Genomic DNA, 26,162 nt, shown 5'->3' on the forward strand with positions numbered 1-26,162 from the left:
GAAAAAAACCTAGAGAGCTGTTTCTCTAGGTCATGCATTGGTGCGTATGGAGAAAAATCGGTCGGCAGCCTCACGCCCACGGGCTTGCCGGGCATCGTCGCATCGAGATGCCGCCTCGACATCAAGGACGATGGTGACGCTCGGATGTGCTTGAAGGATGGTCGCCGGCCATTCCACCGTCGGTTCCCGTTCAATCATATGATGCACAGCCTCTGCTTTTCGTGTACCGGTCGCCACCAACACAATTTCACGGGCATTCATGATGGTGTCCAGTCCCATCGTAATCGCATGGGTCGGGACATCACTCAATTCGTTAAAAAAGCGACGATTGGCTTCCCGTGTTGATGCCGTGAGCTCGGTGACGTGTGTTTTCGCATCGAGAGCCGTTCCGGGCTCGTTGAACGCAATATGACCATTTTCTCCGATTCCGAGTAACTGCAGATCCACACCGAGTGAGCGGACGAGTTGTTCATAACGCTCTGCTTCTTTCTCTGCGTCAGGCGCATCGCCCTGCGGCAAAAAATGTTCTTTAAACGGTACCTCGTCGAACAACCGCTCTTTCATGAAGTGATGGTAGCTTTGTGGATGATCCGCTCCGAGACCAATGTACTCATCCAAATTGACACTTGTGACATGCCGACAGTCTAACGCATCCTGTTTAAACATTTTGTACATGCCGACAGGGGTGCTCCCGGTCGCCAATCCGAGCACAAACGCATTCTTCCCGGCAAGCCGTTCTTTGATGATGGTATAGGCGATGCGCTCTGCATCTAGTGCATTCTTTGCAACTAATACGTTCATCCTCGTCCCTCCCGTTTGTACGCTATTTGTCCTCGAAACACCGTGTATGTGACTGTCATGGCTTCATCCCAGATCACAAGATCGGCATCAAATCCGGGTTTGATTTCTCCTTTTGTCTTTAATCCGAACTCACGGGCGGCATTCGTCGCCGTCATTTTGACCGCTTCCTGTATACTGCAACCGGTAAAGGATTGGATGTTTCGAAATGCCGCATCCATCGTCAGCACACTTCCTGCCAAATTCCCCGCCTCCAGACGTGCCGCGCCCTGCTCCACGATGACCGGTTGACCCCCGAGTTCATACCGTCCATCCGGCAATCCTTTCGCCCGCATGGCGTCTGTAATGACCACCAGTTCATCCGCTCCTTTTAAACGATAGGCGAAATCGATCATCTCCGGACGACTATGAATCCCGTCCGGAATAATTTCGGTCATCACCCCTTTTTCCAACAGACAGTATCCAACCGTTCCCGGCTCTCGATGGTGAAGTCCGCGCATCTGGTTGTAGAGATGCGTACCGTGTTTCACGTCTCCCAATTGATTTTCCTCAAACGTCGCACTCGTATGTCCTGTTGAGCCGATTGCGCCCGACTGTTTCATTGCACGCTCGAATTCACGTGCGCCTGGACGCTCAGGAGCATAGGTGACGAGACGAATCTGCTTTCCGGCCAACGCTTGCCAACTGTTGAACTGCTCTGCGTCCGGGTCAAGAATGTATTCCACCGGTTGAGCCCCTGCCATCTCCCGATTAACGAACGGTCCTTCCAAATGAATCCCGATGAGTGTCGAATCCCGTCCCTCAATCACGTTTCGAGCAGCGCTCAGCGCCTTCTCAATCGATGTCTTCGATTGCGTGATGGTCGTGGCAAAGAAAGAAGTGACCCCTTCCTGCAACATGTTTTCACTCCATGTACGTAATCGTGATTCGTCGGCATCCATTGTATCAATCCCATATCCACCGTGCACATGAACATCAATCATTCCGGGCGTCACCAAAGCTCCTTCTACGTCCAACGTCACTTCTGACGGGATCGGTTCGTATGTGTCCATTGATCCGACCTGTTTAATGGTGTCCCCATCCCACCGTACGTACCCCCGCTCCCAAGACGCATCCGCTGTCACGATGTGGGCATTAATTAACGTTTCCATCGACGAATCACTCCTTCTCTTTTCTTCTCTTCCATCCTATCATAACCAAAATAAGTATAGTTGTATAGACCAATTTAAATATAAAAGAAATTGTCCGCCTCAGCGGACAATTTACGCTTTACTGAGCGTCGCCGGATCGTATCGTCTGACAATCCACACGAGTCGAATGAAGAGCAAGACTGCCCCGGCCGCAAGACCGGCAATCAGTCCAATCCAATATCCGTCCGGTCCGATTCCTACCAGTTCTGCCAACGTGTAACCGAGAGGCAGTCCGATGACCCAGTATGCGATCAACGATAAGACGAGCGTCACATTCACATCCTTGAATCCTCGGAGTATTCCCTGAATGGGTGCTGCAACCGCATCAGAAAGTTGGAAAAACACCGCAAAAATCATGAAGTGCGAGGCCAGTTCAATCACTCTCGCATCATTTGTATAAATCGCAGCGACTTGTTCATTTTGCCAGAACAAGAGCGCACCGGAAAAGAGGGATACCGCCAAACATAAGGCGATGCCGATTTTCGCATAGCGCACCGCATCCTTCAGACGACGGGCCCCCAATTCATATCCGACAACGATGGTCAATGCACTCGAAGCCGAAAGCGGAAGCATGTATACGAACGAGGCGAAGTTGATTGCCGCCTGGTGAGCCGCCACGATATGGTCGCCATATGAGCTGAGAAGTAACGTAACGGCCGCGAAAATACTAACCTCGGCAAAAATCGCCAACCCGATTGGGGCACCTAACTGCAGCAGTTCTTTTTGCTTCAGCCAAACCATCCGTTCGGGCACTCGTAAAAATTGATAGTTCCGAAACGGCTTCCCGTTTCTTACGAAACCGAATGCCAGGAAAAAGAGAAACCAATACGTCAAGCTCGAAGCGATGCCTGCTCCAATTCCACCAAAGGCAGGCACTCCCAGTTTTCCAAATATGAAGATGTAATTTAATCCGACATTAATGGGTAACCCTAATAGTATGAGGATCATCGAAACTCGTGTCTTTCCTAACGCGTCCATGAGTGTGCGCAGGACGTTGAATAAAAACATCGGTAAGACACCAAATCCGAGGGCGAACAAGTAGTACGTCGCAATCCTCTTCCCTTCATCGCTAAGCCCCATTTTTTCAATCGCCGTCGGCACGAACAGAAGACCGAAGAGAATTGTTCCGACACTGATGGCAATCGCCAAATAAATACCTTGGAACAACGTCTGTTGAATTTGTTTATGGTCTCGGGCGCCTAATGCTTGGGCAACAATCGGGGCGACCGCAAGAAGAATACCGCTCAACCCCGTATAGACCGGCATCCACAGACTCGACCCGACACCCACGCCAGCCAAATCAATCGCGCCGGCGCGGCCCGACATGACCGTATCAAAAAAGCTAATCAAATAAAAAGACACTTGCGTGACTAGGATCGGGAAAAATATTGTTAAAAATAATTTGATCTTTTCATTCATTGAATGTGTCTGGAACATGTACAACCTCATCTCTTTTTTCAGAAAGGAAACGATAAAATGAATCAACGGAATGCAGAAAAACTAAAGTTTGAACTTTTGGAAACGTGGAACACATTCAACCATTATGTGACCGAGGCGTTGACGTTTCAAAATTCAGAAGACATCCACCGTGCTCGTGTTCATTTGCGGAAATTGATCACGTTCATGCAGGTGTATGAAACGAAGCCGGCAACGTTCCGTCAATTGAAACAGCTGATGGAAGCGCTCGGGCATGTACGAGACAGCGATGTGCTCATCGAGAGTTTTGATGTATCCGATGATCTCGATCAGGCTTTTCTCGAGGAAATGGAAAGACAGCGTGCCGCGAACAGAACCGTTCTGACGACCCGTGTCGGAGAGAAAATGACGCCTTCCCTCGACCAGCAACTGCGGCGGTTCATTGGTGGCCAGCTATTTCGTGCGTTCAAAAAACAAGATGCTTCGTCTTTTCTGGACAAAGCCAAGGCCGAGCGCAAAGAGCGCATCCGCGCTTCCAAAAACACCACGGACAGCGATACGCTTCTCGAAACCTTGCACAAAGTGAGACTCGCCGTAAAACGTGAACGTTATTTGCATGAGTATTTATTAAATTATGAGAGCGATGCCTCCATCGAAGTGGTGCGCAAATTGAAACAGATTCAAACGACGCTTGGAGAGATGAATGACACGCACCAGTTACTCCTCCAGTGGGAGGCGTTCACCCCTCCATCGTATTTAAAAGAAGCGTATGCGAAAAGAGTGACGACGCTCCGGTCTACGCTTGAAGAGTCTATCCATCACGTCTCCCTTTAGCGTGATGTATACCGTTCGACGAGGAGCTCCAACAACTTCATGCCGGCAATCGAATTTCCTTTTGAATCAAGTGCAGGACCGAAAATCCCGAACCCGACATCACTTAACTCCAGTTCATGCTTTCCGGTCGCTAAGATGGCGCCCGAAACACCACTTTTTCCAGGTAACCCGACACGAACCGCAAATTCACCGGACGCATCATACATCCCACACGTTGTCATAATGGCTTTCACAATTCGAACGACACGTCGTGGTATTAACTCTTCTCCCGTTTCAGGGTCTTCTCCATTTCCTGCTAAAATGCGACCAATCCGTGCTAAGTCGAAACAGTCGATCTCGATGGCGCATTGTTTCGTGTACACATCGATAATCTCATCAACGTCCCCTTCTACAATGCCGTGGTGACGCATAAAGTATAATAAAGCCCGGTTCAAGTCGGTCGTCTCATATTCCGAGCGGGCGACTTTTTCGTTGTATGTCACCTGTTCGACAGGAACATTTAATAAGGTCGCTAAAAACTGACGGAATTGAAAAATCTTTAACTCCGCCGTCTCCCCTAAGATCATACTCGTCACCGCAAGTGCACCAGCGTTGATCATGGGGTTCAACGGTTTGGAAGGCACGGTCTCTTCAAGCTTCGCAATCGAATTGAAGGCATCCCCTGTCGGCTCCATCCCGACTTTAGAAAATACATAGTCTTCTCCAAATTCCATCAACACATAGCAAAGGGCAAGTGCTTTGGAGACACTTTGAATCGTAAACTTGTGATGCACATCGCCCGCGTGGATATAAGTACCGTCCGGAAGGCAGATGGCCACCCCGAGTAAATCGCCTTTCACATGTGCCAGTTCAGGAATATAGTCGGCGACTTTCCCTTGGGCGGTGTACGGGCGACATTCGTCGACTAAATGCTCCAATTGTTGTTGTAGTACATTCATTCGATCACCTCGTTTTCCTTCGATATAAAACCTGTTGGTCGAATCGGTTAACCGTCATAACCGTCAGGCGGTCCATCTCCTTTATACCACTCTTCGTCCGCCCAAATCATCGGTGGCGATTCTTCGTCCCCTTCAAGCTTCTCCCCTTTTTGATTCATCACCATGATAAAACTCACCACTCCGAACACGACAATGCCAGAGAGTATGGCAAACCAAACCATCTTCTTTCTCTCCTTTCGAATTCGTGACAAATTCGTCTAGAACATCGTGATACTTATCCTATGTCTCCGTCAAAATTCTCGGTAACGTTGAACAGAAAACTACTTCATGAAATGGGTGAATCGATTGAACAAGATTGCAATCATCGGCGGAGGCATCACTGGCCTCGCAGCTGCCCACTATGCAAAACAGGCGGGTGCTCACGTCACATTGTTCGAAGCAAGCGAGCGAATTGGTGGAAAAATCAAGACGGTCTATCAAGACGGATTTACGTTAGAAGGTGGACCGGATGGATATATGGCAAGAAAACCGACACTGACTGAACTGATTACGGATCTCGGCCTTGAAGAGCATCTCGTTCGTTCAAAAACAGGGACGTCCTATATTTATGTGCGCCAAAAGCTTCGTCAAATGCCGGCGGGATCTGTCATGGGCATCCCGACAAAATTTTGGCCGATGGTCAAAACCGACTTGTTTACATGGCGCGGGAAACTTCGGGCGGGATTCGATTTGTTCCTTCCACGTGTGTATGAAGGAGAAGACATCTCCCTCGACCGGTTTTTCCGTACACGTCTTGGTTCTGAAGTCGTCGATGCGATGATTGAACCCCTTCTGTCAGGAATTTATAACGGTACGCTCGAAGACATGAGTATCGAATCTACTTTCCCTCAGTTTATCACGATTGAACAGAAAACACGCAGTCTGATCCTTGGCATGAAAGCTCTCACACCTCCTGTTCAAGCGGGTGTGAAACCGAAAGAGGCTGGAAAGTTCTTATCACTTGACCAGGGACTTGGCGCATTGGTCGAAGCGTTGCGCCCATCCATTGACCGGCTTGAGACAAGCACGCAAGTGCAGTCGATTCGTCCACATGAAGTGACCTTGTCCAACGGTCACGTCGAGCAGTTCGATGGCATCATCATCGCAACGTCTCCGAACGCTCTCGGAGGACTGTTGCAAATTCCCGAAGCAGAACGTTTGTCGCAACTGAAGCGCACATCCTCGATGACGGTCCTCGCAGCATTCGAAGAAGGTGATGTGCAGGCACTGGACGGAACCGGATATGTCATTGCCAAGGCGGAACACAATGCGTTGACCGCTTGCAGCTGGATGCACAAGAAATGGCCGCACATGGCACCGGAAGGCAAAGCATTGCTTCGGATGTACATCGGTTCTGACCACGTCCCTCACTTGCTTGAAGAAGATGATGAGACAGTCGCCGCATTTGCCCTAAACGAACTCCGCCGGATTCAACAGGTCGGGACACCGCTCTTCACGAAAGTAGAACGCCACATTCATACGATGCCGCAATACGAGGTAGGCCATAAACAATCCGTACGTGCGTTTGAAGAGGCCATTTCAGCAATGGATGGGATTGAAGCATGCGGGGCCATCTTACACGGCGTCGGACTACCGGACTGTGTCGATTCGGCCAAGCGTGCCGTCGAGCGACTCCATATTACTCAAGAGGTGACAGTATGAGACAGATTGACTACAACCAAAACCCATTCATCGTCATTTGGGAAGTGACCCGTGCTTGCGCATTATCCTGCGTCCATTGCCGTGCCGAAGCACAATTCCACCGTTATCCGGATGAGTTGGATACCGAGCAAGGAAAGGCCTTGATTCGGGACATTCATGCGATGGGAAACCCCATCCTCGTCTTCACAGGGGGTGACCCGCTGATGCGTGAGGATTTGTTTGAACTGACAGAATATGCGGCCTCACTCGGCATGCGCGTTTCCATGACCCCATCAGCTACCCCCCGCGTCACGCATGATGCCGTGAAGCGAGCAAAAGCTGCCGGACTTACGCGGTGGGCCTTTTCTTTAGATGGTCCGGATGCGGAGTCGCATGACTATTTCCGGGGAACACGTGGTAGTTTCGACCGGACCATTCGCGGGATTTCCTATTTTCGTGAGGAAGGCATGTCCTTCCAAATCAACACGACCGTCACGGAGTACAACGTCGATCGTTTACCCGAAATCGCCAAGCTCGTCGAAGCGCTCGGTGTTTCCGTTTGGACGCTCTTCTTCCTCGTTCCGACAGGACGCGGCTCTTTACTGCAGCCGATTTCACCGGAACAGCATGAAGATGTGTTGAGATGGGCGTTTGCCCTCCAGGAGACGGTTCCGTTCATCATCTCCACGACAGAGGCCCAGTTCTATCGCCGGGTCGCCCGCCAAGAGAATCAAAAACGAAAAGAAGCCGGACTCCCTCCGATTGGTCATCCACATGATGATTTGGCAAAAGCACCGCGCGGGACGAATGACGGGAATGGCTTCGTCTTTATCTCGCACACGGGAGACGTTCAACCATCCGGATTTCTTCCAATCAAGTGCGGTAATGTCAAAACGACTCCCCTCGCTGAGATTTACCGTCATCATCCGACGTTCAAGGCGTTACGCGACCCCGACACCCATCACGGTAAATGCGGGTATTGTGAATATCGCTACCTTTGCGGTGGATCACGGGCGCGGGCATATGCCGTCACAGGGGACTATAAGGAAGCAGAACCATATTGTATCTATCAACCGGAACGACCAATCGTTCACGCATAACCGCACGCTTGGTTATTCATTGGGCGGCAAGAACAGACACGTAAAAAGAGGAATCCCGTCATTGGGATTCCTCTTTCTTTATGCATTGACCGTAGTAGGCCGTAGCGTCAACGTATCGTTTTCGACATCGATGACGACCGTTTGGCCATCTTCGATCTCACCTGCCAAAATACTGCGGGCGAGTTTCGTTTCAATCGTCCGTTGCACGTAACGATTGATTGGTCGCGCACCGAACTGCGGTTCATACGCCTCATCGGCGACGAACGCTTTCGCAGCGTCTGTAATCTCGATTTGGATCGAGCGTGTCGTGAGACGTTGACTCATCCGGTCGACCGCCTTCTCAACGATTTGACCGATCTGATCTTTCGTGAGCGGATGGAAGAGGATGGTCTCATCGACCCGGTTTAAAAATTCCGGTCGGAAATGACGGCGCAGTTTCTCGAGGACTTGTCGTTCCTCCGCCTCATCGATTACCCCGTCTTTTGCCGCTTCGAGCAAAATGTCCGCACCGATGTTCGACGTCATGATGACAATTGTGTTTTTAAAGTCGACGATGCGACCGTGCGAATCGGTCAAACGACCGTCATCGAGCAGTTGCAACAAGATGTTGAAGACGTCCGGATGTGCCTTCTCGACTTCATCGAGCAGGAGAACCGAATACGGGTTTCGACGGACGGCTTCCGTCAACTGCCCGCCTTCCTCATATCCGATATAGCCCGGAGGTGCACCGACAAGTCGTGATACGGCATGTTTCTCCATATATTCACTCATGTCGAGTCGAACGATATGATCCTCCGAGTCAAACATCGCTTCGGCGAGTGCTTTCCCGAGTTCCGTCTTCCCGACACCGGTCGGACCGAGGAATAAGAATGACCCAATCGGACGGTTCGGATCCTTGATTCCGGCACGGGCACGAATCACCGCGTCACTCACCAGTTTGATTGCCTCATCCTGACCGAAGACACGTTTATGCAAGATAGTCTCCAGATTGAGTAATTTATCCCGTTCGCCTTCTGTCAGCTTCGCGACGGGAATACCCGTCCATTTTGACACCACTTCAGCAATTTCTTCTTCCGTCACTTCTTCACGAACGAGCTCCCGTGTGACCGCTCCGGCCAATTCTTCGGCTTCCTCCAGTTCACGTTCAAGTTCAGGAATTCGACCGTACTTGAGCTCGGATGCGCGGTTCAAATCGTATCGGCTTTCTGCTTCTTGTAAGTCGAGCCGCACTTTTTCCAGTTCTCCCCGAATCTGTTGTACGCGATGTGTCGACTCTTTTTCATTCTCCCAGCGAAGTCGCAACGAGTCTGACTGTTCCCTTAGGGAGGCCAGTTCTTGTTGCAAGGCGTCGAGTCGTTTCTTCGAGGCATCGTCACTTTCTTTTTTCAGTGCCGCTTCTTCAATTTCAAGCTGCATGACACGACGGACCAGTTCATCGAGTTCGGCCGGCATCGATTCCATCTCGGTTCGGATCATCGCACACGATTCATCGACGAGGTCGATCGCTTTGTCCGGCATGAAGCGGTCCGTAATATAACGGTTCGATAACATGGCGGCTGCAACGAGTGCGTTATCATGGATCCGGACCCCGTGGTGAATCTCAAAACGCTCTTTCAAGCCACGCAAAATCGAAATCGTGTCTTCAACGTCCGGCTCATCAACGAGCACTTGTTGGAAACGTCGTTCGAGCGCCGGGTCTTTCTCGATATATTGTCGGTACTCATCCAATGTCGTGGCCCCGATACAGTGTAACTCTCCACGGGCGAGCATCGGTTTGAGCATGTTTCCGGCGTCCATCGCCCCTTCCGATTTGCCGGCGCCGACAATCGTATGCAGCTCGTCGATAAACAGGATGATGGTCCCTTCCGCTTCCTTCACTTCATTCAAGACTGCTTGCAGTCGCTCTTCAAACTCCCCGCGATATTTCGCACCCGCGACGAGCGAACTCATATCCAGACTGAAAATCGTCTTATCCTTTAAGCTTTCCGGTACATCTCCGCGAACAATCCGCTGGGCAAGCCCTTCCACGATTGCCGTTTTCCCGACCCCTGGTTCCCCGATGAGGACCGGATTGTTTTTCGTTTTTCGGCTTAAAATGCGGATGACACGCCGGATCTCACTATCGCGCCCGATGACCGGGTCGATTTTTCCGGTCTTCACTTCCTGTATGAGGTCCCGTCCATACTTTGTCAAAACATCATATGTCGCTTCCGGTGATTTCGACGTGATGCGACGGTTTCCACGAACTGCGACGAGTGCTTCCCGAATCCGTTCTTCCGTCACACCTTTTCGCTCGAGCATCGCCTGCGCTTGGCTGTTGTTTAATAAAATCCCGAGCAAAATATGTTCGACCGACACATATTCGTCGTTCATTCCGGTCGCTTCGCGTTCTGCCGTCGTTAATACGTTTAACAAAGAAGAAGAAATCATCGGCGTCGTCGGATTTTGGAGTTTTGGCGCGTTCTTCAGTGAGAGCGCGACTTCCCCTTCAATCTCTGAGACGTTGACCTCCATCTTTTGAAAGAGGAGTGGCGCGATGCCATCAGTTTGTGAAATCATCGAGGCGAGTACATGCCATTCATTGATTTCGCTATGATGATATTGTTTCGCCAACGCTTGAGAACTGACAATACATTCATGTGCTTTATCTGTAAATCGATTAAAGTCCATCACGATTCCTCCTATTCCTTAATGTTCAAGTTGCTCATAAACAGAACGGTGCTTGGCATCTAACGGGAGTTCGACTTCTAACTGGACAAACAGGTCAGACCGTACTTTTGTAGTGGTCATAAACCCGCGTCCCGGAATACGCATCCGTTGTCCGGGGCGAGACCCCGGTTTCACTTTCAATTTGACGCGGCCCCCGTCCAGAGTCGAGACAATGACATCTGTCCCGTCTAAAAACTCGAGTGGACGAAGTCGTTTCACCGTGATGACGTTCGACCCTTCACGACGATACGTATCATCATCCGTGAAATGAAGTTCGACATATACGTCCCCCCGGTCTCCGGCTTGACCGACCCGGCTACTCTTTCCTTTCAGACGCAGTTTTTGACCTTCATACGCCCCTTGTGGAATTTTCACGTTGACGGTCCCCGTTTGAAGTCGAAGACTCACTTTCGAATCTCGGGTGAGTTGACTGAGCGGAACGTTCACCCGTACAGTCTCGTCCAAATCCTCTTCTACTGCTTGATTGAAAAAACTACCGAACATGTCTTCAAATCCGAACGTACGGGACGTTGTTCGAGACCCGCCACCGAACTGACGGAACAAGTCTTCGAATTGTGCCGATCCTTCCCCGTAACTTTCACCGCCACCGAAGCCTTGCCCGAACGTCGGTCCGTCCGGACTGCCATAGCGGTCATAGTTCTCTTTTTTCTCGGGATCGCTCAATACGTCGAACGCTTCTTGAATCGACTTGAACCGGTCCTGCGCGCCCGGGTCTTTATTCACGTCCGGATGATATTGTTTCGCTAGTTTTCGATATGCACGTTTAATGTCTTGCTCGGACGCCTCCTTAGAGACTCCGAGCACATCATAATAGTTTTTTGCCATCTCGAATCACCTCACCTATCCCTTTCCCGTTTCTGTTAAGTCTATTCTACTCAATTGGTCAAATAAGGTCAAAGATTTTCATCTCTACTCCTCATACGAAAAAAAGGAGGAATTCGTTTCAAAACGAACTCCTCACTTCTTTAGAAATATACTTTTGGACTATCCATTCCATCCTCATACACAATCGTCACTTCCGGGTCGCCCCCAAGCGATGTGACGTTGATTCGGACAGGTACGTTACGGTTATACTCCCAGCGATTCTCTAAGAGCCCTACGACATGTTGAGTGAAGCCTACCAGTTCAGCTCGACTGTAAAACTGGATCGGAATATCGATTTCCAGTCGTGTCAAATCTCCGTTTTGATAGAATCCTTTTCCAATCATACCGGAGAAGTCAGGGAACACATCCGCGATTCGGTCACTAAACAAGGAAAACTTCTGAGCGTCTTCGCGCACATCATTCGTCGCAGTCTTCGATGGGAAGTAATAATACTTCTCGTCGATCGCCTGCCAGTCTCCAGACGTCACTTCATTGTCCGAACCGACGAATGCCGACTTGATGTAATTTCCGGGAGTCGGAGATCCTTGTGTCGACTTCATATAGAGCGCGATGTTCACATCGAGATCTTTGAAATCCTCCCGTTTACGCAACTGGGCTACGAGTTCGTTTGCCATCCGTTCTCCTTCGGCAATCACTTTCTTTGTATCCAGCTTCACCGTATATGTCGGACCATAGTTCGGCGCTTGGAACACGTATTCACGGTTCAAGATCAAAGCAAACGACACGCCGGCTAGCTGATACCCGTTATCCCCTTTGGTCATATAATCCTGCTCGACAATCGAGGCCAGGTACAAAGGCGATTTTTTATTCGCCTCGACAAACTTATCGTCTGACACTTCCGCTTTGCCATCGGCGTAGGCCGGGTTCAACGGCGTGAGTTCTTCATCTGGCGACTTGTCTTTACGTCCGAGTAGTCGAAATACGTCCGAAGCATCCAGCAGTTGCCCTTCCTGGTAAGCAAATTTGTCCGGATCGAAAGCATCCGTCGAATGACGCATCAATCCGAGCTCCACTTCTTCCAGTTCTAATGACGAACTGACTTGTCGCTGGGCAAGACCACGTGCCGCTGCCGGTTTGAACGGAATCACCATTTGGTAATAGGAATCTCTTGCCTCAATCGCTTGCGTCACACCTTCTGCAGCTGTCTCTTCGCCAGTCGGCGTGCTTTCTTCTTCCCCCATCGGAATTTTCATTGAACACCCGCTCAACAAAATCGCCGAGGCGACAGTCGGGATGACGAGTTGTTTCCATTTCATCTATGTGTAGCTCCTTTAAACAGATCAATTGTTTCAGCACTTCGTTCATTATAACAAAATCATCCCGTGAGAAAAGTGTCGAAGCGGAATCAGTCACCATCGGCACCTGCGAAACTGCTGAAGGGGCGAGAATCAGTCTGTTGAGGAATGCTGGCTACGACGCAGCATGACAAGTAATCCAAACGCCAACATCCATAATCCGACCATGAAACGCCACTGCGCACCAGAAGCATCTGTTGCCGGTGAAACCTCTTCTTGCTTGGCGGTTAGCGGACGGACAGACGAGACGGTTGCGGACTGGGGCATCGGTTCTATCATCTCTGAAACTCGTTGCATACGCCCCGTAGTGGATGGTTGACCGGACTTGTCTACATTCAAAAGTTCGATTTGGTCCACGGGCTCATCCCGCTGCTCCTGCTCCTGCTCCTGTTCCGGTTCTGCTTGTATTTCAGGCGTTTGTCCGTCTTGTACTTCATATATTTTCTCTACTTCTTCTGTTTCGTCTGTCTCTTCTATTTCTTCTTTTTCTAAAACATTCGGTTTTACGGCAACGGATGTAACGATAGACCGCGTGACTGTTACCGTTTCATTGACTTTGAGAGTAAACGTCGCCTCGTTGATCAATTCGGCACCGGCCCGAACGTCATAAGATGGGGCAAGCGGTTGTTCGAAGGAAAAGACGATCTCTTCACCGGGACCAAATCCGCCTTCAAAAACAGGGAGGTCCCGAAACATCTGCATGAAACGTTCGCTCGACGTCCGCTGTTCATCCGTCGTCAAGGCACCCGATGACCAGTCAAGAGAAACATCTGCGTAGTAGAGCGTGACGTCCGATGTGTTCACCAACGTATACGTATAGCGAACGGTATCTCCAGGAAACACAGGACTGACCGCCTTTACCTCGTTCACTTCGAAATCAGGCTCCTGGAGCAAAATAATTTGCGGACTCTCTGCTTCAACGGTGCGTCCCGATTCATCTTTCGCTTTGACATGAAAGATGCTTCCGATTTCCGGGGCGGTAAATCGGGAGTAGGTAGCCGGAATGTTCAACTCCTGTGTGACTTCCACTCGTTCATTCGGGGCGAGACCATCGTCTCCAATCAAAGCGGTCAACGATGTCTGCAACCGATCATTGAATCCTTTCACTGCCTGTTCGGTCAAATCCCCGAACAGGAACGAATGATCGAGTGATGTGACGAAAAGGGTCACATCTCCAGTATTCTCAATATAGAATGTATACGGAATCGTGCCGCCGACTACTGCCTGGTCGACCCCCGCTTCATTCCCTACATTCATCGTAAGTTCGGGTAACGGGAATTCTTCAGGCGCTGCCTGGACGACAGGTTCCGCAATCGGTTCAGACGCTTCGGGGGCCGGTTCACCGTTTACTTCCTCAATAAGCGGTAAGGCGTCTGAAATCGAAAACTCAGTAAAACTATACGGGACACCGTCTGCACTATATAAGGTGATGTGTTCAATCAATGGATCATCTACCGGTCCTTCATCAATCAAAAAACGCCAAACATCCGCAGCCTCACGGACACCGTAATATGTCGTACCTTGATAAACAAGACTCGCCTCAAAGAGGATGTCTACTTCAGTTTCATTCAATTCGACTTGTACGTAGCGAAATGGATTTGTTTCAGCATGGACGGATGGAATGGCTATCCCGATGAGGAAAATAAGAATGGTGACAAATACGGCGAATCGCTGCGTGTTGTAGATCATGATGTCGGTCCCTCCCTAAGCTGAATGCGCACGTTCACACGGTAAGCCCAATGACCACTTTCAGCACCTGAGAGGAATGGAGAGGAGTGTGTGTAAAAGTCATGATGTCATTGGGTTCTCTTCCAAAAAAATATTTTGAAATTTTGTTGTTAGTTATAGATACCCGACAACCGCTTGTGCGAACCCGTTCATCAGGACATCGTTTTGAAATTTAGGTCAATAAAAAAAGAGCCTCGCCGAAGCGAGGCACCTTATGCCTGTTGCTTTAAAAATTCAAGAAGTGCCGCCTCATCCCACACTTCAACGCCGAGCGATTCAGCTTTCGCCAATTTAGAACCCGCTTTCTCGCCGGCAACGAGTAAGTCTGTATTTTTACTGACACTCCCCGTCACACTTGCGCCAAGAAGCTCTAGTTTCTTCCCGGCCTCTCCTCGCGTCATTTCATGCAGTTTTCCGGTCAGGACGACCGTCTTCCCAGAGAGCGGGGCGTCATCTGAAGCAGGTCGCTTCGCCCCTTTGAATGCCAGGTTGACCCCTGCTTCACGGAGTTCACGCACTAAATCACGCGCTTCTGGTTTTTCAAAATACACGACAATCGACTCTGCCATCTTCTCTCCGATTCCGTCGATCGCTGTTAACTGTTCGATCGATGCATCCATGATTGCTTCCATCGTCTCAAATCTTTCGGCAATGAGAGAAGCTGCCTTTTGTCCGACAAGACGGATTCCAAGTGCGAACAACACCCGTTCAAGGGAATTCTTTTTGGACGCTTCGATGGCCGAGAGTAAATTCGACACCGATGTTTCGCCCATCCGTTCAAGATTCAACAGGTTGTCCCGGTCGAGCCGATAAAGATCGGCCACGGTATGAACGAGACCCGCCCCGTGCAGTTGGGTGATGACCTTTTCCCCTAATCCGTCGATATTCATCGCTTGTCGCGAGACGAAGTGAATGAGTCCCTCGAGAAGTTGAGCCGGACACTCCGGATTCACACATCGGTGGTCCGCTTCTCCTTCAAGACGAACCAACTCTGAATCGCATGCCGGACAGTGGGTCGGGAATTCGATTTCACGTTCTTCCCCGTCCCGTTCATTGACGAGCGCCGAGACGACGGCCGGAATGACGTCCCCTGCTTTCTTAATGACGACACGGTCTCCGATATGAAGATCTTTTTCTTTAATAAAGTCTTCATTGTGAAGCGTCGCATACGTGACGGTCGAACCTGCCACCGTCACCGGCGCGAACCGGGCCCGCGGTGTCACTTTACCTGTACGGCCGACACTGAAATCCACATCCTCGATCGTCGTCACGACTTCCTCTGCCGGGAATTTATAGGCGACGGCCCAGCGTGGACTTTTCGCCGTGAACCCGAGCTGTTCCTGTTCCTCATAGCCGGCCACTTTAATGACGATTCCATCGATTTCATAAGGAAGTTCATTTCGTTTCGTCACATACGTTTCAATATAATTCCATAGCTCATCCGCCGTCTCACATGTCGTGTAATCGTTACTGACCGCCACTCCGAGTCGTTTCAAATAAGTCAATGACTCATCATGGGACGCGACAAGATCATCTTGCGAAACCAGTCCGTAAGCGAAGAACGCCAGGTTACGTGATGCCGCAATTTTTGAGTCGAGTTGGCGAATCGACCCGGCTGCCGCGTTCCGGGGATTGGCAAACAACGGTTCGCCGAGTCGTTCCCGCTCGTCGTTCAACTGTTCGAAAGAACGCTTCGGCATGTATACTTCCCCGCGCACTTCAAACGTCGCGTCCTCCCGTAATCGTAACGGGATCGAGCGGACCGTCTTCAAGTTTTGCGTGACGTCTTCGCCTTCCGTCCCGTCGCCTCGTGTCGCCCCGCGAACGAAACGCCCATCCTCATATTTCAAGGAAACCGCCAGTCCGTCAAACTTCAGTTCGGCGACAAATTTCGGCGTATAGCCGAGGTCTTTTTCAATGCGTTCGACCCATTCGACGAGTTCTTCTTTTGAAAACACGTTGCCAAGGGAGAGCATCGGTGTATCATGTGTCACCTTGACGAAAGCATCGAGCGGTGCTCCACCGACACGCTGTGTCGGAGAATCCGGTGACCGTAGTTCCGGATAGTCTGTCTCGATTTGAATCAATTCATTCATGAGACGATCATACTCCGAGTCCGGTACACTCGGACGATCCAGTACATAGTACTCGTAACCGTATTGGTTCAGCTTCTCCCGTAATTCCTCTACACGTTCTGTCATCTCCATACGCTCACCTCACGCCTTTTCGATTGGGGCGAATTTCGCCAACAGCCGTTTGATCCCGACAGAAGGAAACGCGATATCGAGCTCGAGTTGATCTCCTTCACCACGCGTTTGGACGACCGTTCCTTGTCCCCACTTTTTATGATTTGCTTTATCTCCGACTTTCCAACCGACTGTCTCCGCCCCTGAAGATTGGGCGAGCTTTGGCTTCGGTTTCGAACTGAACCCGTTCACCGGTAATTTCCCTGGTGATTCGACGGGGTTCCACGGCATCGGTTTTCTTGCTTTCCCTGAGCGCTCGAGCAACGTTTCCGGCAGTTCATGCAGGAAGCGGGACTCCGGATTGTTTTGGAAGCGGCCATACAGCATACGTGACTGCGCACGTGTCAAATAGAGACGTTTCTCAGCCCGGGTAATGCCAACATATGCGAGGCGGCGTTCTTCTTCCATCTCTTCTTCATCGTTTAGAGCACGGCTATGCGGGAAGAGCCCTTCTTCCATTCCGATCAAGAAGACGACCGGGAATTCGAGACCTTTGGCCGAGTGGAGCGTCATGAGCGTCACCTGATGTGACTCGTCGACTTCATCCAGCGAGTCGAGATCAGAGACGAGGGTCAAGTCTGTCAGGAAGGCCACGACGGTCTGTTCGTCGCTTTCTTTCTCGAAGTTTTGAGCGACTGACAAGAATTCTTGTAAGTTCTCTAAGCGACTTTCCGCTTCAAGCGTCTTCTCGATTTTGAGCATCTCTTCATAGCCCGTCTTCTTCAACACTTCTTCAACGAGCTCTGAAATGGACAAGTAGTCCGCCATCTGTCGTAAATCCGTCATCATTTGCCGGAACGCTGTCAACTTCGCCGCCGTACGAGGGGCGATACCGGAAAGTTCGATATCCCGGATCGCTTCCATGAGCGAGACGCCCTGCATGTCAGCGAAATCTCCGAGCTTATCGATGGTCGCTGCCCCGATTCCACGTTTCGGTTCATTGACGACACGGACGAATGAAATGTCTTCATCCGGGTTGGCGATCAGTCGCAAATACGCGAGAACATCCTTGATTTCTTTTCGTTCATAGAACTTCGTCCCGCCGACCATCTTATACGGAATATTGGATTTGAGGAGCATTTCTTCAAGTCCACGTGACTGTGCATTCGTCCGGTAAAGGACGGCCATCTGCCCGTAGTCCATTCCTTCCATCTTCAATTCCTTCATCTGGTTCATGATGAAGAATGCCTCGTCCCGGTCATCCGATGCAACGTGAAGCAACAACTTCTCCCCTTCCACGTTTTCGGTCCACAAGTTCTTCTCCTTGCGGGAGGCATTGTTTTTAATGACATTGTTTGCAGCTTCGAGGATTCGTTTCGTTGAGCGGTAGTTTTGCTCGAGCAAGATGACGCGTGCACTCGGGTAGTCCTTCTCAAACGTCAAGATGTTCGCGATATCCGCCCCGCGCCAACGATAGATCGACTGATCCGAGTCGCCGACGACGCACAAATTCTCATGTGCCTCAGCGAGCAGTTTGACAAGCGTATATTGTGCCCGGTTCGTATCTTGATACTCATCGACGTGAATGTATTTGAATTTTTTCTGATAGAAAGCCAGCACGTCCGGCGCTTCCTTAAATAAATGAATCGTCTTCATGATCAAGTCGTCGAAGTCGAGTACATTGTTTTGTTTCAACTTTTTCTCGTACGCCGTGTAGACGTCAGAGATGATTCGTTCGTACGGATTGCTTCCGACGAGTGCCGCCGCGTCTTTCGCCGTCCGCAGTTCATTTTTATGGTTGGAAATCATGCCGAGCAACGTACGCGGTTCATACTTCTTCGGGTCCAGATTCAACTCTTTCAATACTTGTTTGATCGCCGTCAACTGATCTGATGCATCTAAGATCGAGAAACTACGATCATAGTGAATGCGATCGATATCACGACGTAAAATCCGTACACACATCGAGTGGAATGTCGAGATCCAAATATCTTCCGCTACCCCACCGACCAGACGGGCGATTCGGTCTTTCATCTCCCGGGCCGCCTTATTTGTAAACGTAATGGCCAAAATATTCCACGGTGCCACCTGTTTGGCTGCCATCAGGTAAGCGACGCGATGCGTCAACACCCTTGTTTTCCCTGACCCTGCACCGGCCATAATCAATAACGGTCCGTCCGTATGTTTGACCGCCTCTGCCTGCTGAGGGTTCATCCCTTTGACTAGTTCTTCGCTCAAATTATACATAGTTCGTTCCTTCCTTGTTGCAAACGTTTGTTCTTATTTTATCGGAGTACTTCCACCGTCGCAAGTGCTCCTTGCAAGTCATCATATATGACATTTCCAACCACAATCGTATCGACGAAACGTGCCGCCCGGTGTGCCGCTTCCGCTCCATCTATGCCGCCTCCATAAAACAAATGAGCCTCAGGGAGCGCCAAACGGATCTCTTCGACTACATTCAAATCGCCGAACATTCCGCTGTACTCAATATAAAGGGAAGGCAGCCGAAACAAATGATGCGCTACTTCAGCATAGGCAACGGCCGCTTCGACCGACAACTCGCAGTTGGCTTGCGTCACGTGAGCCACTTTTGCATCGGGATTTAACACGATATAGCCCTGTGCTGTCACCTGATTTGCATCGAACTGATGGCCGTAACGTTCAAACGCCTTCGCCTGATGCCCGATGATCCATTCCGGTGAGCCCGCGTTTAATACGGTTGGAATGAAATAATGGTCAAATCCTTGAATGACATGATTCGGATGGCTCATTTCAAGCGCGAGCGGGACACCACAATGCCGTAGCCGGTCATATAAAGCAAATGTATTTTCAACGTTGACCCCATCTGTGCCACCAATTAAAAAGGCGTCTGTTCCCGAATGAATAAGCGCTTGAAGCGCGTCATCCTCGAGTGGTTTGTTCGGGTCCAATTTGAACACATGCCGCCATCCTTGAAACTTCATCCCATCCCCTCCTATCGATACCTTCTCTAGTGTATCGATTTTTACCGAACCGTGCATCTCTTCCACAAAAAAAGACTTGCCGAGGCAAGTCATGAACGTGCAGTCCGATTACGTTCCCGTTCAGTCAACCATTTCGCCAACAGGAGCGCGAATACCCCATACACCGGAACGAACCAAAGCGGGTTCGCCAAAAAGAATCCGAGCACGGGAACGTCAAGAAGCGGCGAGTCCGGCGAACAGAGTGCCGTTCCGTTGACGACAGCAATGAACGGTAACACCGGGACTATGAAAATGTAACCAAAATTCACCCAAAATGCTTTTTCTTTCATCATGTAAACTCCTTATCCTAGGATGATCGATTCTTTTGGATAGTTGTACATCCGTTTCGGCTGGCGGCGTTGTAAGAGAAGGATGAAGGCGATGACCCCGATTCGTCCGATGAACATGAGAATCGTCAACACCCATTTCCCGACATTGCTGAACTCCGTGGACAACCCGACAGACAAACCGGTCGTCCCGAACGCCGAACAGGCTTCGAATAAAATCCGCATGATTGAGGCGTCTTCGAAGAAGGCAAGGATCATGACTCCTGTCAGCAAGACTCCTAGTGATACGGTGATAATGACAAATGCTTTCCATATGTCCTCGAGCACGATTTCCCGACCAAAAATTTTAATCGAAGAATCCCCTCGAATGAACGCCACGACACCCAGGACGGCTACCGCAAAGGTTGTCGTTCGAATCCCTCCTCCGACAGATGACGGCGAGGCACCGATAAACATTAACATCGCAAGTAAGAACATACTTCCTTCAGAGAACAGGTTAACGTCGACGGTAGACAGGCCTCCGTTACGTGTGGTGACAGATTGGAAGAGCGAGTCTGAAATGGCAAGCCACAACGGTAAGTCTTTGAACGCATTGTTGTATTCAAAAATGAACAGTCCGACGGCTCCAATCGCAATCAAAATAAAAAATGTCGATACAGTGAGCTTCGTAAACAAAGAGAACCGGCTTGGGAACGTATGGCGTTTCCGCATAATGCGACTTGTCAAATACGTCCGGATCTCCACGAGCACCGGAAAACCGATTGCTCCCCCGGTCAACAAGATCATCTGTGTGATGATGACAAACGGGTCTTCACGAAACGGCGCGAGTGAGCTACCGGTAATATCAAACCCTGCATTCGTCGTCGCACTGACCGCGCCAAACAACCCTTGAAGGAAGGCTTCACCGACCGTGTCAAAATAATTTAAGTAATGAATGCCGAGAATAATCGCCCCTACTGCTTCAATCGTGAGTACCGTCACTACGATTTCCGTAATGTACTTTACAATCCCGGACATCGAGGACTGGTTTTGGTCACGAAGGATGAGCTGACGTTCTCGAAATCCGATTCGTTTCCCGAGCAAAATCCACATGATGACATGGAGGCTGATCAAGCCAACCCCACCGATTTGAATGATAAATAAAATGGCGAAATAACCAAACGTGGAAAACGTCTCCGTCACCGCGACAGGACTCAGCCCCGTCACACTGACACAACTCACGGCCAAAAAGACGAGGTCAGTGAAGGATAACTTCACCCCGGGCTGATGCGAAAACGGTAATGCGAGTAACGTGACCGACAGCATTACGGCCGATACGTAAATTAAAACAAGCGTCTGGACCGGTGTTAACCGTCGAAAGAACAATTGGATATTTCGTTTCATGAATGCCTGTTGCATCTCACCCCTCCCCTCCATCAAAAACAAGATGACTCTTACGAGTCACCTTTTGTTTGTTGTAGACGTTCGAGGGCTAAATCATACCCACCCGTCCCATAGTTCAAGCAACGTTTGACGCGTGAAATGGTAGCGGTCGAAGCCCCTGTCGCATCTTCAATTTTATGATACGTATTTCCTTCACGAATTTGTCGTGCCACTTCAAGTCGCTGGGCAAGCGCCTGGACTTCATTGACAGTCGCCAAATCATCGAACAATTGATAACAATCTTCGAGTGTCTCGAGCTTCAAAATCGCTTCGAACAATTGATCGAGCTCCCGACCTCGTAATTTATCGAGTTGCATCCGCAAGCATCCTCTCTTCTCGTACTTCTTAATCATTCTAAAGCACGGTCGCCTCGGACTCAACTACTCATCGCAAAATTGCTGGAAATAGTACTTGCTTTTTCATCACTTCATAAATTCCAAGCGGTGTCGCCCGAACATAAGGTAAGTGCGTGGAAGCCAGGAACAGCAACGTATAAATCGGGTCTTCAAATTGATAGCCCCGGGCCCGCAGCTCTTTTTGGAACTGCTTTTCCTGTACAATCAACTGTTCAATCGGCTCAATAGAAGTCATCCCGCAAAGCGGTAACGGGATTTCGGCAACAATCTCGCCCCGGTCGACGAGTACAATTCCGCCTCCGAGCTCTTTCATACGCGCAAACGCTTTAAGCATGTCTTGTTTGCACTTGCCTAAAATCAAGTAGTCCCCGCTGATGGAATACGAGCTGACGAGCCCGCCGAAATCTTTTGCAAATCCTTTCAACACCGTGTTCAAACGCCACTTTCCTTCTTTATCTAGGAGCATGAGGAACGACTCATCCTCGTCACGCGGCAGTTCATCCTGACCGGTGTCATGCGTAATTTTAAACAGTTTCATGATGACCGAGTTCACCATATCCAGTCCGACCGGCATGCTGAACGATAAATCTTCAGGCATCAGGTCAATCGCCACGTCAGTCGCTGGCATTTTTTCAAAGATGGCTTCTACTAACTCATCTGGGAATAACGAAACGCCGTCCCGATAAATCCATTGCCCTTTTGCGATGACGGCCGACGGTCGCGGCTCATCGATTGCATCCAGGATGTTCAGATGCGCGATCCGTCCCGGTGCAATCGATCCGAGAACATGATCTAAGTCAAAGTGTCTAGCGACGTTGAGCGATACAATTCGATACGCCTCAATCGCCGGAAGCCCTGCCTCCATCATGATCCGGATCAAGTTGTCTTGCATTCCACCCTCATAAAATCCTGGAGTGGAGCCGTCTGTCGTCACCATCAAGTGGTCGAACGCTTCTAATCCGGATTCGAGTAACCCTTTCAGCATCTTCGGTAAGTCAGGGCGAATCGAGGAATGACGTAATGTCGTCGTATATCCATGCTCCAGACGGCAAAGTGCTTCTTCCGTCGTCATTGCCTCATGGTCGCTGTGGACGCCCATCAACGCCATTTTTGTCAATGTCTTCGCCGAGGCTCCTGGAAAGTGCCCTTCAACCGGTAACCCGCACGTTTCGGCATCAAGCATCCATTGTAAAAGCTCATCGTCCCCTTGTAATGTCCGTGGCCATGCCGTTAATTCGCCTGCCATGACGACATCCGGATGGTTGAACCAGGCGTGGACCCGTTCGGAATCAACGGCCACACTTTCCCGGTCCAGTTCTGTTTGCGTATCAAGCCGGGCCCACCAATACGTGCTCGTCGGCAACTGTTGAATCAAATCGAGTTGAGCAAACGCTTGCTCCTCCTCTTGTAAAAAAAGAAGCATGTTGTCATTCACGAGAGTCGTCGTCCCGCGTTCACCCGCATACTTCGAGAGTGTCGCCGGGTTATACAGCTGGAACGGGTGTGCGTGCGGTTCGATATATCCCGGTACAATATATTTATCTGAAACATCGATCATCTCAACGGCTTGGTCCGGTAACTCCGGACCCACGTAGACGATTCGGTCCCCTTCAATCCAAATGTTTGCTGTTTTCCATTGCTTCACGTACATATTCAAATACGTGGCGTTCTTTAATACGAGCGAAGGTGGTCTCACTTGATCTACAACTTCTAGTTGTGAACGAATCATCACTTTTGACCACGGTGCCCGCGCCGATCGTTTTACTGGCATCGAACCCAATCCTCCCTTATCCGCCTATCACATTTACTATAAAAGAATAGCAATGTAAGCGTTTTCTTTCTTCTGTTTCAAGTTTACCTTTTCTCTGAAACGGTCGCAAGTTATGTTACCTATTGTAACAAACTTCACATATATTTTTTCACAAAAAACAAGCGACTCTGAACGCAGAGTCGCTTTTGTCATGATTATGTCACAACTACTTTTTCCAAATAATGTTCAAGTTGATGTAACGGGATCGGTTTACTGTAATGATATCCTTGTATTAAGGAGCTACTATACTCCAATACGAACGCCAGTTGCTCAGGTCGCTCGACGCCTTCCGTCACAATTTCAAGACCGAGTGTTTGGAAGGTTTGATAAAGTCCTTCGAGCAAGGCTCGGTCAAATGTGTTTTCCGGAATCCCTTTAACAAAGTTTTGGTCAATTTTCACGATATCGAGATGGAGTGATTGTAAATAGGACAAGGAAGACGTCCCGACACCAAAGTCATCAAGCGAAATCTTCACACCCATTCTTTTCAGCACGTGAATAAACTGTTGAAGCTCAAAGATATTGCCACCGACTTCACTTTCCGTGATCTCTACGTGAAGAAGGGTCGGATTAAACCCGGTCTCCTCTAAAACATTCTTCAGTTCCTGCAAGAACGATCCGTCTAAAATTTGACGCTTCGACACATTCACCGACAAGAACAAATCAAAGTGCTCGACATGATTCATGATTTCCGTGATTGCACGTCGCAATACCCATCGTCCGACTTCAGAAATGAGTCCTAATTGTTCAGCAACGGGAATGAACACTCCCGGCGAGATAAACCCTTTCGTCGGGTGTTGCCAACGTACGAGCGCTTCGACACCACGCACTTGGAACGGGTGCGGGGAGACGATTGGTTGATAGTATAATTCGAACTCATCATTCCGTAAGGCATGCCGCAAATCCCGTTCCATCTCAAGAGCTTGCAAATAATGACTGCCATTTTCAATTTCTTTATACGAAAGGATATTGTTCTTTCCTGATACCTTCACTTCATGCAACACGACATCCAGACGTGACATCATCACTTCGTAGGAGAGCACGTTTGGATCAAGTAACTCATCGATTCCGATACTGAGTGTCAGACCGTTCATCCCTTGTTTCAAACCCCACTCACGCAAGTCCTTGATCAGTTGATTTGCGACCAGTGTCAACTCTTCAGTCGCCCAATTCGGGTGAATGAAGATAAACTCATCCGCACCGATTCGTGCCACAAAACCGTCTTCCTTGTAGAACATCAATCGTGAAGCGAAAAACGTCAACATCGCGTCTCCGGTCCGTTGACCGAACTGATCATTGATTCGACGGAAGTTATCCAAATCGATCCCCATGACGCCAATCTGACGGGACGAAACAGGTAGATTGGTAAACATTTCTTCGACCGCCAGCCGGTTCGGAAGTCTCGTCAACGAGTCACGGAAAGCTCGGCTGAGGGATTCTTTCTGTGTTTGTTCGAGCGCATCGAGCACTTCGTTCATACTGATGGCCATCTCTTCAATCTCATCCCGTTTACGCGGTTTTATCGGGATGCGAAGGCGACTGTTCCGCTCCATCGTGATTCGCTTCAACTCTTTCACGATTTCAAACAGTCGTTTCGTCACGATTTGGTTGATGGTCCAGAAAAGTGTCAATAACAACCCGACACCTAAAACGAGCAATCCGAGCATGCCCGTCTCGAGCATCGTTTGCGTATTCGTATAATACGTACGTTTCACGGAGAAATTTACTTCCCAGTTCGCATCCTGGTAAATCGCTTGAAGCGGTAACGAGACACGAGCAAACTGTTCGTCCGTTTCAACCGTCAATTGTTGATGCGATAAAGGACTGATTGATAAATTTGTCTTAGCCTGAGCACTCATGGCCGCTAAGAAATCCGGTCCGATTTTTTGAATGACGATGAGCGTTCCCGCTGGAGGGCCCGCCCCGTCGCTCTTCACAATCGGATGACTCATAAACACAACCGGACCATAGTCGGTTCCATATACCGCATGCTGCTTCATTTCCGACTTGTTGGAGAACTTTACGATTTCTTTCGTGAACGCATCTTTTTCAGCATCACTGGTCAAGTGCGCAAACTTGTTGAATTCGGAGTAAACGACTTGGTTGTCTTCATTCAAAAAGATCATTGCCCCGACACCGAGGTTTTCCAGTGTTTCATGCCCCATATTGTTCGCAACAAATGCATCATTTTTCCCTAGAACGAAATCGTACGCGTTGCTCCAGACAGCCCAGTCGACCAACGTTCGCTCCTGCATCATACGTTGATTGGCGAACACTTCAGTCACACTTTCAATTTGTTCCTGTGTCATGGCCTGGTCTTGTTCTATGCTTTTTTCAATAAAGTACGGTTTGATAATAAATAAAATGACGCCGATGAAGAGTACGATGTTAACGGCAATCGCTAAAAATAATTTAGTTTGTACACGCAGGCCGACCACCCTCTTTCTTCAATCTACTTTCTTTATTGTAGTGCAGGATGTGCAGATTCCCTTTTTTTCGCAT

20 protein-coding genes are annotated in these 26,162 nt (G+C 49.6%); 3 read left to right on the forward strand and 17 right to left on the reverse strand.

The window, feature by feature from the left end:
• Window positions 1–30: 30 nt before the first annotated feature.
• The 3 genes from nagB to KNP03_RS10985 all read right to left on the reverse strand — a co-directional run bounded on the left by nagB (window position 31) and on the right by KNP03_RS10985 (window position 3,425).
• Window positions 31–801: a glucosamine-6-phosphate deaminase gene (gene nagB / locus KNP03_RS10975; RefSeq protein ID WP_214829240.1), complete on the reverse strand. Its 771-nt coding sequence runs from the start codon at window positions 799–801 to the stop codon at window positions 31–33.
• Complete coding sequence (nagA, locus tag KNP03_RS10980) at window positions 798–1,949, reverse strand: N-acetylglucosamine-6-phosphate deacetylase (RefSeq protein ID WP_214829242.1); 1,152 nt, start codon at window positions 1,947–1,949, stop codon at window positions 798–800. The genes nagB and nagA overlap by 4 nt, the downstream gene beginning before the upstream one ends.
• Before the next feature lie 111 nt (window positions 1,950–2,060).
• Window positions 2,061–3,425, reverse strand: coding sequence for an MATE family efflux transporter (locus KNP03_RS10985; RefSeq protein WP_214829244.1), 1,365 nt, complete (start codon window positions 3,423–3,425; stop codon window positions 2,061–2,063).
• A 39-nt stretch (window positions 3,426–3,464) separates the two neighbouring features.
• Here KNP03_RS10985 and KNP03_RS10990 point away from each other — a divergent pair, with 39 nt between their 5' ends.
• Complete coding sequence (locus KNP03_RS10990; protein ID WP_214829246.1) at window positions 3,465–4,238, forward strand: CHAD domain-containing protein; 774 nt, start codon at window positions 3,465–3,467, stop codon at window positions 4,236–4,238.
• Here KNP03_RS10990 and glsA read toward each other — a convergent pair.
• Both glsA and KNP03_RS11000 read right to left on the reverse strand, forming a co-directional pair.
• On the reverse strand, window positions 4,235–5,176 hold the full coding sequence (gene glsA / locus KNP03_RS10995; RefSeq protein ID WP_214829247.1) for a glutaminase A: 942 nt from the start codon (window positions 5,174–5,176) through the stop codon (window positions 4,235–4,237). The genes KNP03_RS10990 and glsA overlap by 4 nt on opposite strands.
• A 47-nt stretch (window positions 5,177–5,223) precedes the next feature.
• A complete protein-coding gene (locus KNP03_RS11000) occupies window positions 5,224–5,397 on the reverse strand; it encodes a hypothetical protein (RefSeq protein ID WP_214829248.1) in 174 nt (57 codons plus the stop codon).
• 106 nt (window positions 5,398–5,503) lie between these two features.
• On the opposite strand from KNP03_RS11000, the gene hemG reads away from it, so the two are divergent.
• Complete coding sequence (gene hemG / locus KNP03_RS11005) at window positions 5,504–6,877, forward strand: protoporphyrinogen oxidase (protein WP_240544580.1); 1,374 nt, start codon at window positions 5,504–5,506, stop codon at window positions 6,875–6,877.
• Entirely contained in the window at window positions 6,874–7,956 is a 1,083-nt protein-coding gene (locus KNP03_RS11010; RefSeq protein ID WP_214829249.1) for a TIGR04053 family radical SAM/SPASM domain-containing protein, read from the forward strand. Before hemG ends, KNP03_RS11010 begins: the two co-directional genes overlap by 4 nt.
• 78 nt (window positions 7,957–8,034) lie before the next feature.
• Here the strand turns inward: KNP03_RS11010 and clpB are convergent, their stop codons facing one another.
• The 12 genes from clpB to KNP03_RS11070 form a co-directional block, all read right to left on the reverse strand.
• Complete coding sequence (clpB, locus tag KNP03_RS11015) at window positions 8,035–10,626, reverse strand: ATP-dependent chaperone ClpB (protein WP_214829250.1); 2,592 nt, start codon at window positions 10,624–10,626, stop codon at window positions 8,035–8,037.
• A gap of 18 nt (window positions 10,627–10,644) precedes the next feature.
• A complete protein-coding gene (locus tag KNP03_RS11020) occupies window positions 10,645–11,511 on the reverse strand; it encodes a DnaJ C-terminal domain-containing protein (RefSeq protein ID WP_214829251.1) in 867 nt (288 codons plus the stop codon).
• 140 nt (window positions 11,512–11,651) lie between these two features.
• Window positions 11,652–12,827, reverse strand: coding sequence for a CamS family sex pheromone protein (locus KNP03_RS11025; RefSeq protein WP_214829253.1), 1,176 nt, complete (start codon window positions 12,825–12,827; stop codon window positions 11,652–11,654).
• Between the two features lie 132 nt (window positions 12,828–12,959).
• Window positions 12,960–14,555 (reverse strand): COG1361 family protein, encoded by a 1,596-nt coding sequence (locus tag KNP03_RS11030; protein ID WP_214829255.1) that lies wholly within the window; start codon window positions 14,553–14,555, stop codon window positions 12,960–12,962.
• Window positions 14,556–14,806: 251 nt separating this feature from the next.
• Window positions 14,807–16,801: an NAD-dependent DNA ligase LigA gene (ligA, locus tag KNP03_RS11035; protein WP_214829258.1), complete on the reverse strand. Its 1,995-nt coding sequence runs from the start codon at window positions 16,799–16,801 to the stop codon at window positions 14,807–14,809.
• Window positions 16,802–16,810: 9 nt separating this feature from the next.
• Window positions 16,811–19,027, reverse strand: a complete 2,217-nt coding sequence (gene pcrA, locus KNP03_RS11040) for a DNA helicase PcrA (protein WP_214829259.1) — start codon at window positions 19,025–19,027, stop codon at window positions 16,811–16,813.
• Between the two features lie 38 nt (window positions 19,028–19,065).
• On the reverse strand, window positions 19,066–19,746 hold the full coding sequence (pcrB, locus tag KNP03_RS11045) for a heptaprenylglyceryl phosphate synthase (RefSeq protein ID WP_214829260.1): 681 nt from the start codon (window positions 19,744–19,746) through the stop codon (window positions 19,066–19,068).
• Window positions 19,747–19,835: 89 nt separating this feature from the next.
• Window positions 19,836–20,075 carry a hypothetical protein gene (locus KNP03_RS11050; protein ID WP_214829261.1) on the reverse strand — a complete coding sequence of 80 codons (240 nt, stop codon included), beginning with the start codon at window positions 20,073–20,075 and terminating at the stop codon, window positions 19,836–19,838.
• Window positions 20,076–20,087: 12 nt separating this feature from the next.
• A complete protein-coding gene (locus tag KNP03_RS11055; protein ID WP_214829262.1) occupies window positions 20,088–21,470 on the reverse strand; it encodes a TrkH family potassium uptake protein in 1,383 nt (460 codons plus the stop codon).
• Window positions 21,471–21,505: 35 nt separating this feature from the next.
• Window positions 21,506–21,811 carry a YerC/YecD family TrpR-related protein gene (locus KNP03_RS11060; protein WP_214742722.1) on the reverse strand — a complete coding sequence of 102 codons (306 nt, stop codon included), beginning with the start codon at window positions 21,809–21,811 and terminating at the stop codon, window positions 21,506–21,508.
• A 67-nt stretch (window positions 21,812–21,878) separates the two neighbouring features.
• Window positions 21,879–23,621, reverse strand: coding sequence for an adenine deaminase C-terminal domain-containing protein (locus tag KNP03_RS11065; protein ID WP_214829263.1), 1,743 nt, complete (start codon window positions 23,619–23,621; stop codon window positions 21,879–21,881).
• Window positions 23,622–23,815: 194 nt separating this feature from the next.
• A complete protein-coding gene (locus KNP03_RS11070) occupies window positions 23,816–26,098 on the reverse strand; it encodes a bifunctional diguanylate cyclase/phosphodiesterase (RefSeq protein WP_214829265.1) in 2,283 nt (760 codons plus the stop codon).
• Between the last annotated feature and the right edge of the window lie 64 nt (window positions 26,099–26,162).

Source organism: Exiguobacterium algae (genome assembly GCF_018617875.1).
Classification (GTDB): Bacteria; Bacillota; Bacilli; order Exiguobacteriales; family Exiguobacteriaceae; genus Exiguobacterium; species Exiguobacterium algae.

Bases quoted from the DNA above. Each gene is read 5' to 3' on its own strand.
- nagB (WP_214829240.1), bottom strand. From the start codon at position 801: ATGAACGTATTAGTTGCAAAGAATGCACTAGATGCAGAGCGCATCGCC.
- nagA (WP_214829242.1), bottom strand. From the start codon at position 1,949: ATGGAAACGTTAATTAATGCCCACATCGTGACAGCGGATGCGTCTTGG.
- KNP03_RS10985 (WP_214829244.1), bottom strand. From the start codon at position 3,425: ATGTTCCAGACACATTCAATGAATGAAAAGATCAAATTATTTTTAACA.
- KNP03_RS10990 (WP_214829246.1), top strand. From the start codon at position 3,465: ATGAATCAACGGAATGCAGAAAAACTAAAGTTTGAACTTTTGGAAACG.
- glsA (WP_214829247.1), bottom strand. From the start codon at position 5,176: ATGAATGTACTACAACAACAATTGGAGCATTTAGTCGACGAATGTCGC.
- KNP03_RS11000 (WP_214829248.1), bottom strand. From the start codon at position 5,397: ATGGTTTGGTTTGCCATACTCTCTGGCATTGTCGTGTTCGGAGTGGTG.
- hemG (WP_240544580.1), top strand. From the start codon at position 5,504: ATGAAATGGGTGAATCGATTGAACAAGATTGCAATCATCGGCGGAGGC.
- KNP03_RS11010 (WP_214829249.1), top strand. From the start codon at position 6,874: ATGAGACAGATTGACTACAACCAAAACCCATTCATCGTCATTTGGGAA.
- clpB (WP_214829250.1), bottom strand. From the start codon at position 10,626: ATGGACTTTAATCGATTTACAGATAAAGCACATGAATGTATTGTCAGT.
- KNP03_RS11020 (WP_214829251.1), bottom strand. From the start codon at position 11,511: ATGGCAAAAAACTATTATGATGTGCTCGGAGTCTCTAAGGAGGCGTCC.
- KNP03_RS11025 (WP_214829253.1), bottom strand. From the start codon at position 12,827: ATGAAATGGAAACAACTCGTCATCCCGACTGTCGCCTCGGCGATTTTG.
- KNP03_RS11030 (WP_214829255.1), bottom strand. From the start codon at position 14,555: ATGATCTACAACACGCAGCGATTCGCCGTATTTGTCACCATTCTTATT.
- ligA (WP_214829258.1), bottom strand. From the start codon at position 16,801: ATGGAGATGACAGAACGTGTAGAGGAATTACGGGAGAAGCTGAACCAA.
- pcrA (WP_214829259.1), bottom strand. From the start codon at position 19,027: ATGTATAATTTGAGCGAAGAACTAGTCAAAGGGATGAACCCTCAGCAG.
- pcrB (WP_214829260.1), bottom strand. From the start codon at position 19,746: ATGAAGTTTCAAGGATGGCGGCATGTGTTCAAATTGGACCCGAACAAA.
- KNP03_RS11050 (WP_214829261.1), bottom strand. From the start codon at position 20,075: ATGAAAGAAAAAGCATTTTGGGTGAATTTTGGTTACATTTTCATAGTC.
- KNP03_RS11055 (WP_214829262.1), bottom strand. From the start codon at position 21,470: ATGCAACAGGCATTCATGAAACGAAATATCCAATTGTTCTTTCGACGG.
- KNP03_RS11060 (WP_214742722.1), bottom strand. From the start codon at position 21,811: ATGCAACTCGATAAATTACGAGGTCGGGAGCTCGATCAATTGTTCGAA.
- KNP03_RS11065 (WP_214829263.1), bottom strand. From the start codon at position 23,621: ATGCCAGTAAAACGATCGGCGCGGGCACCGTGGTCAAAAGTGATGATT.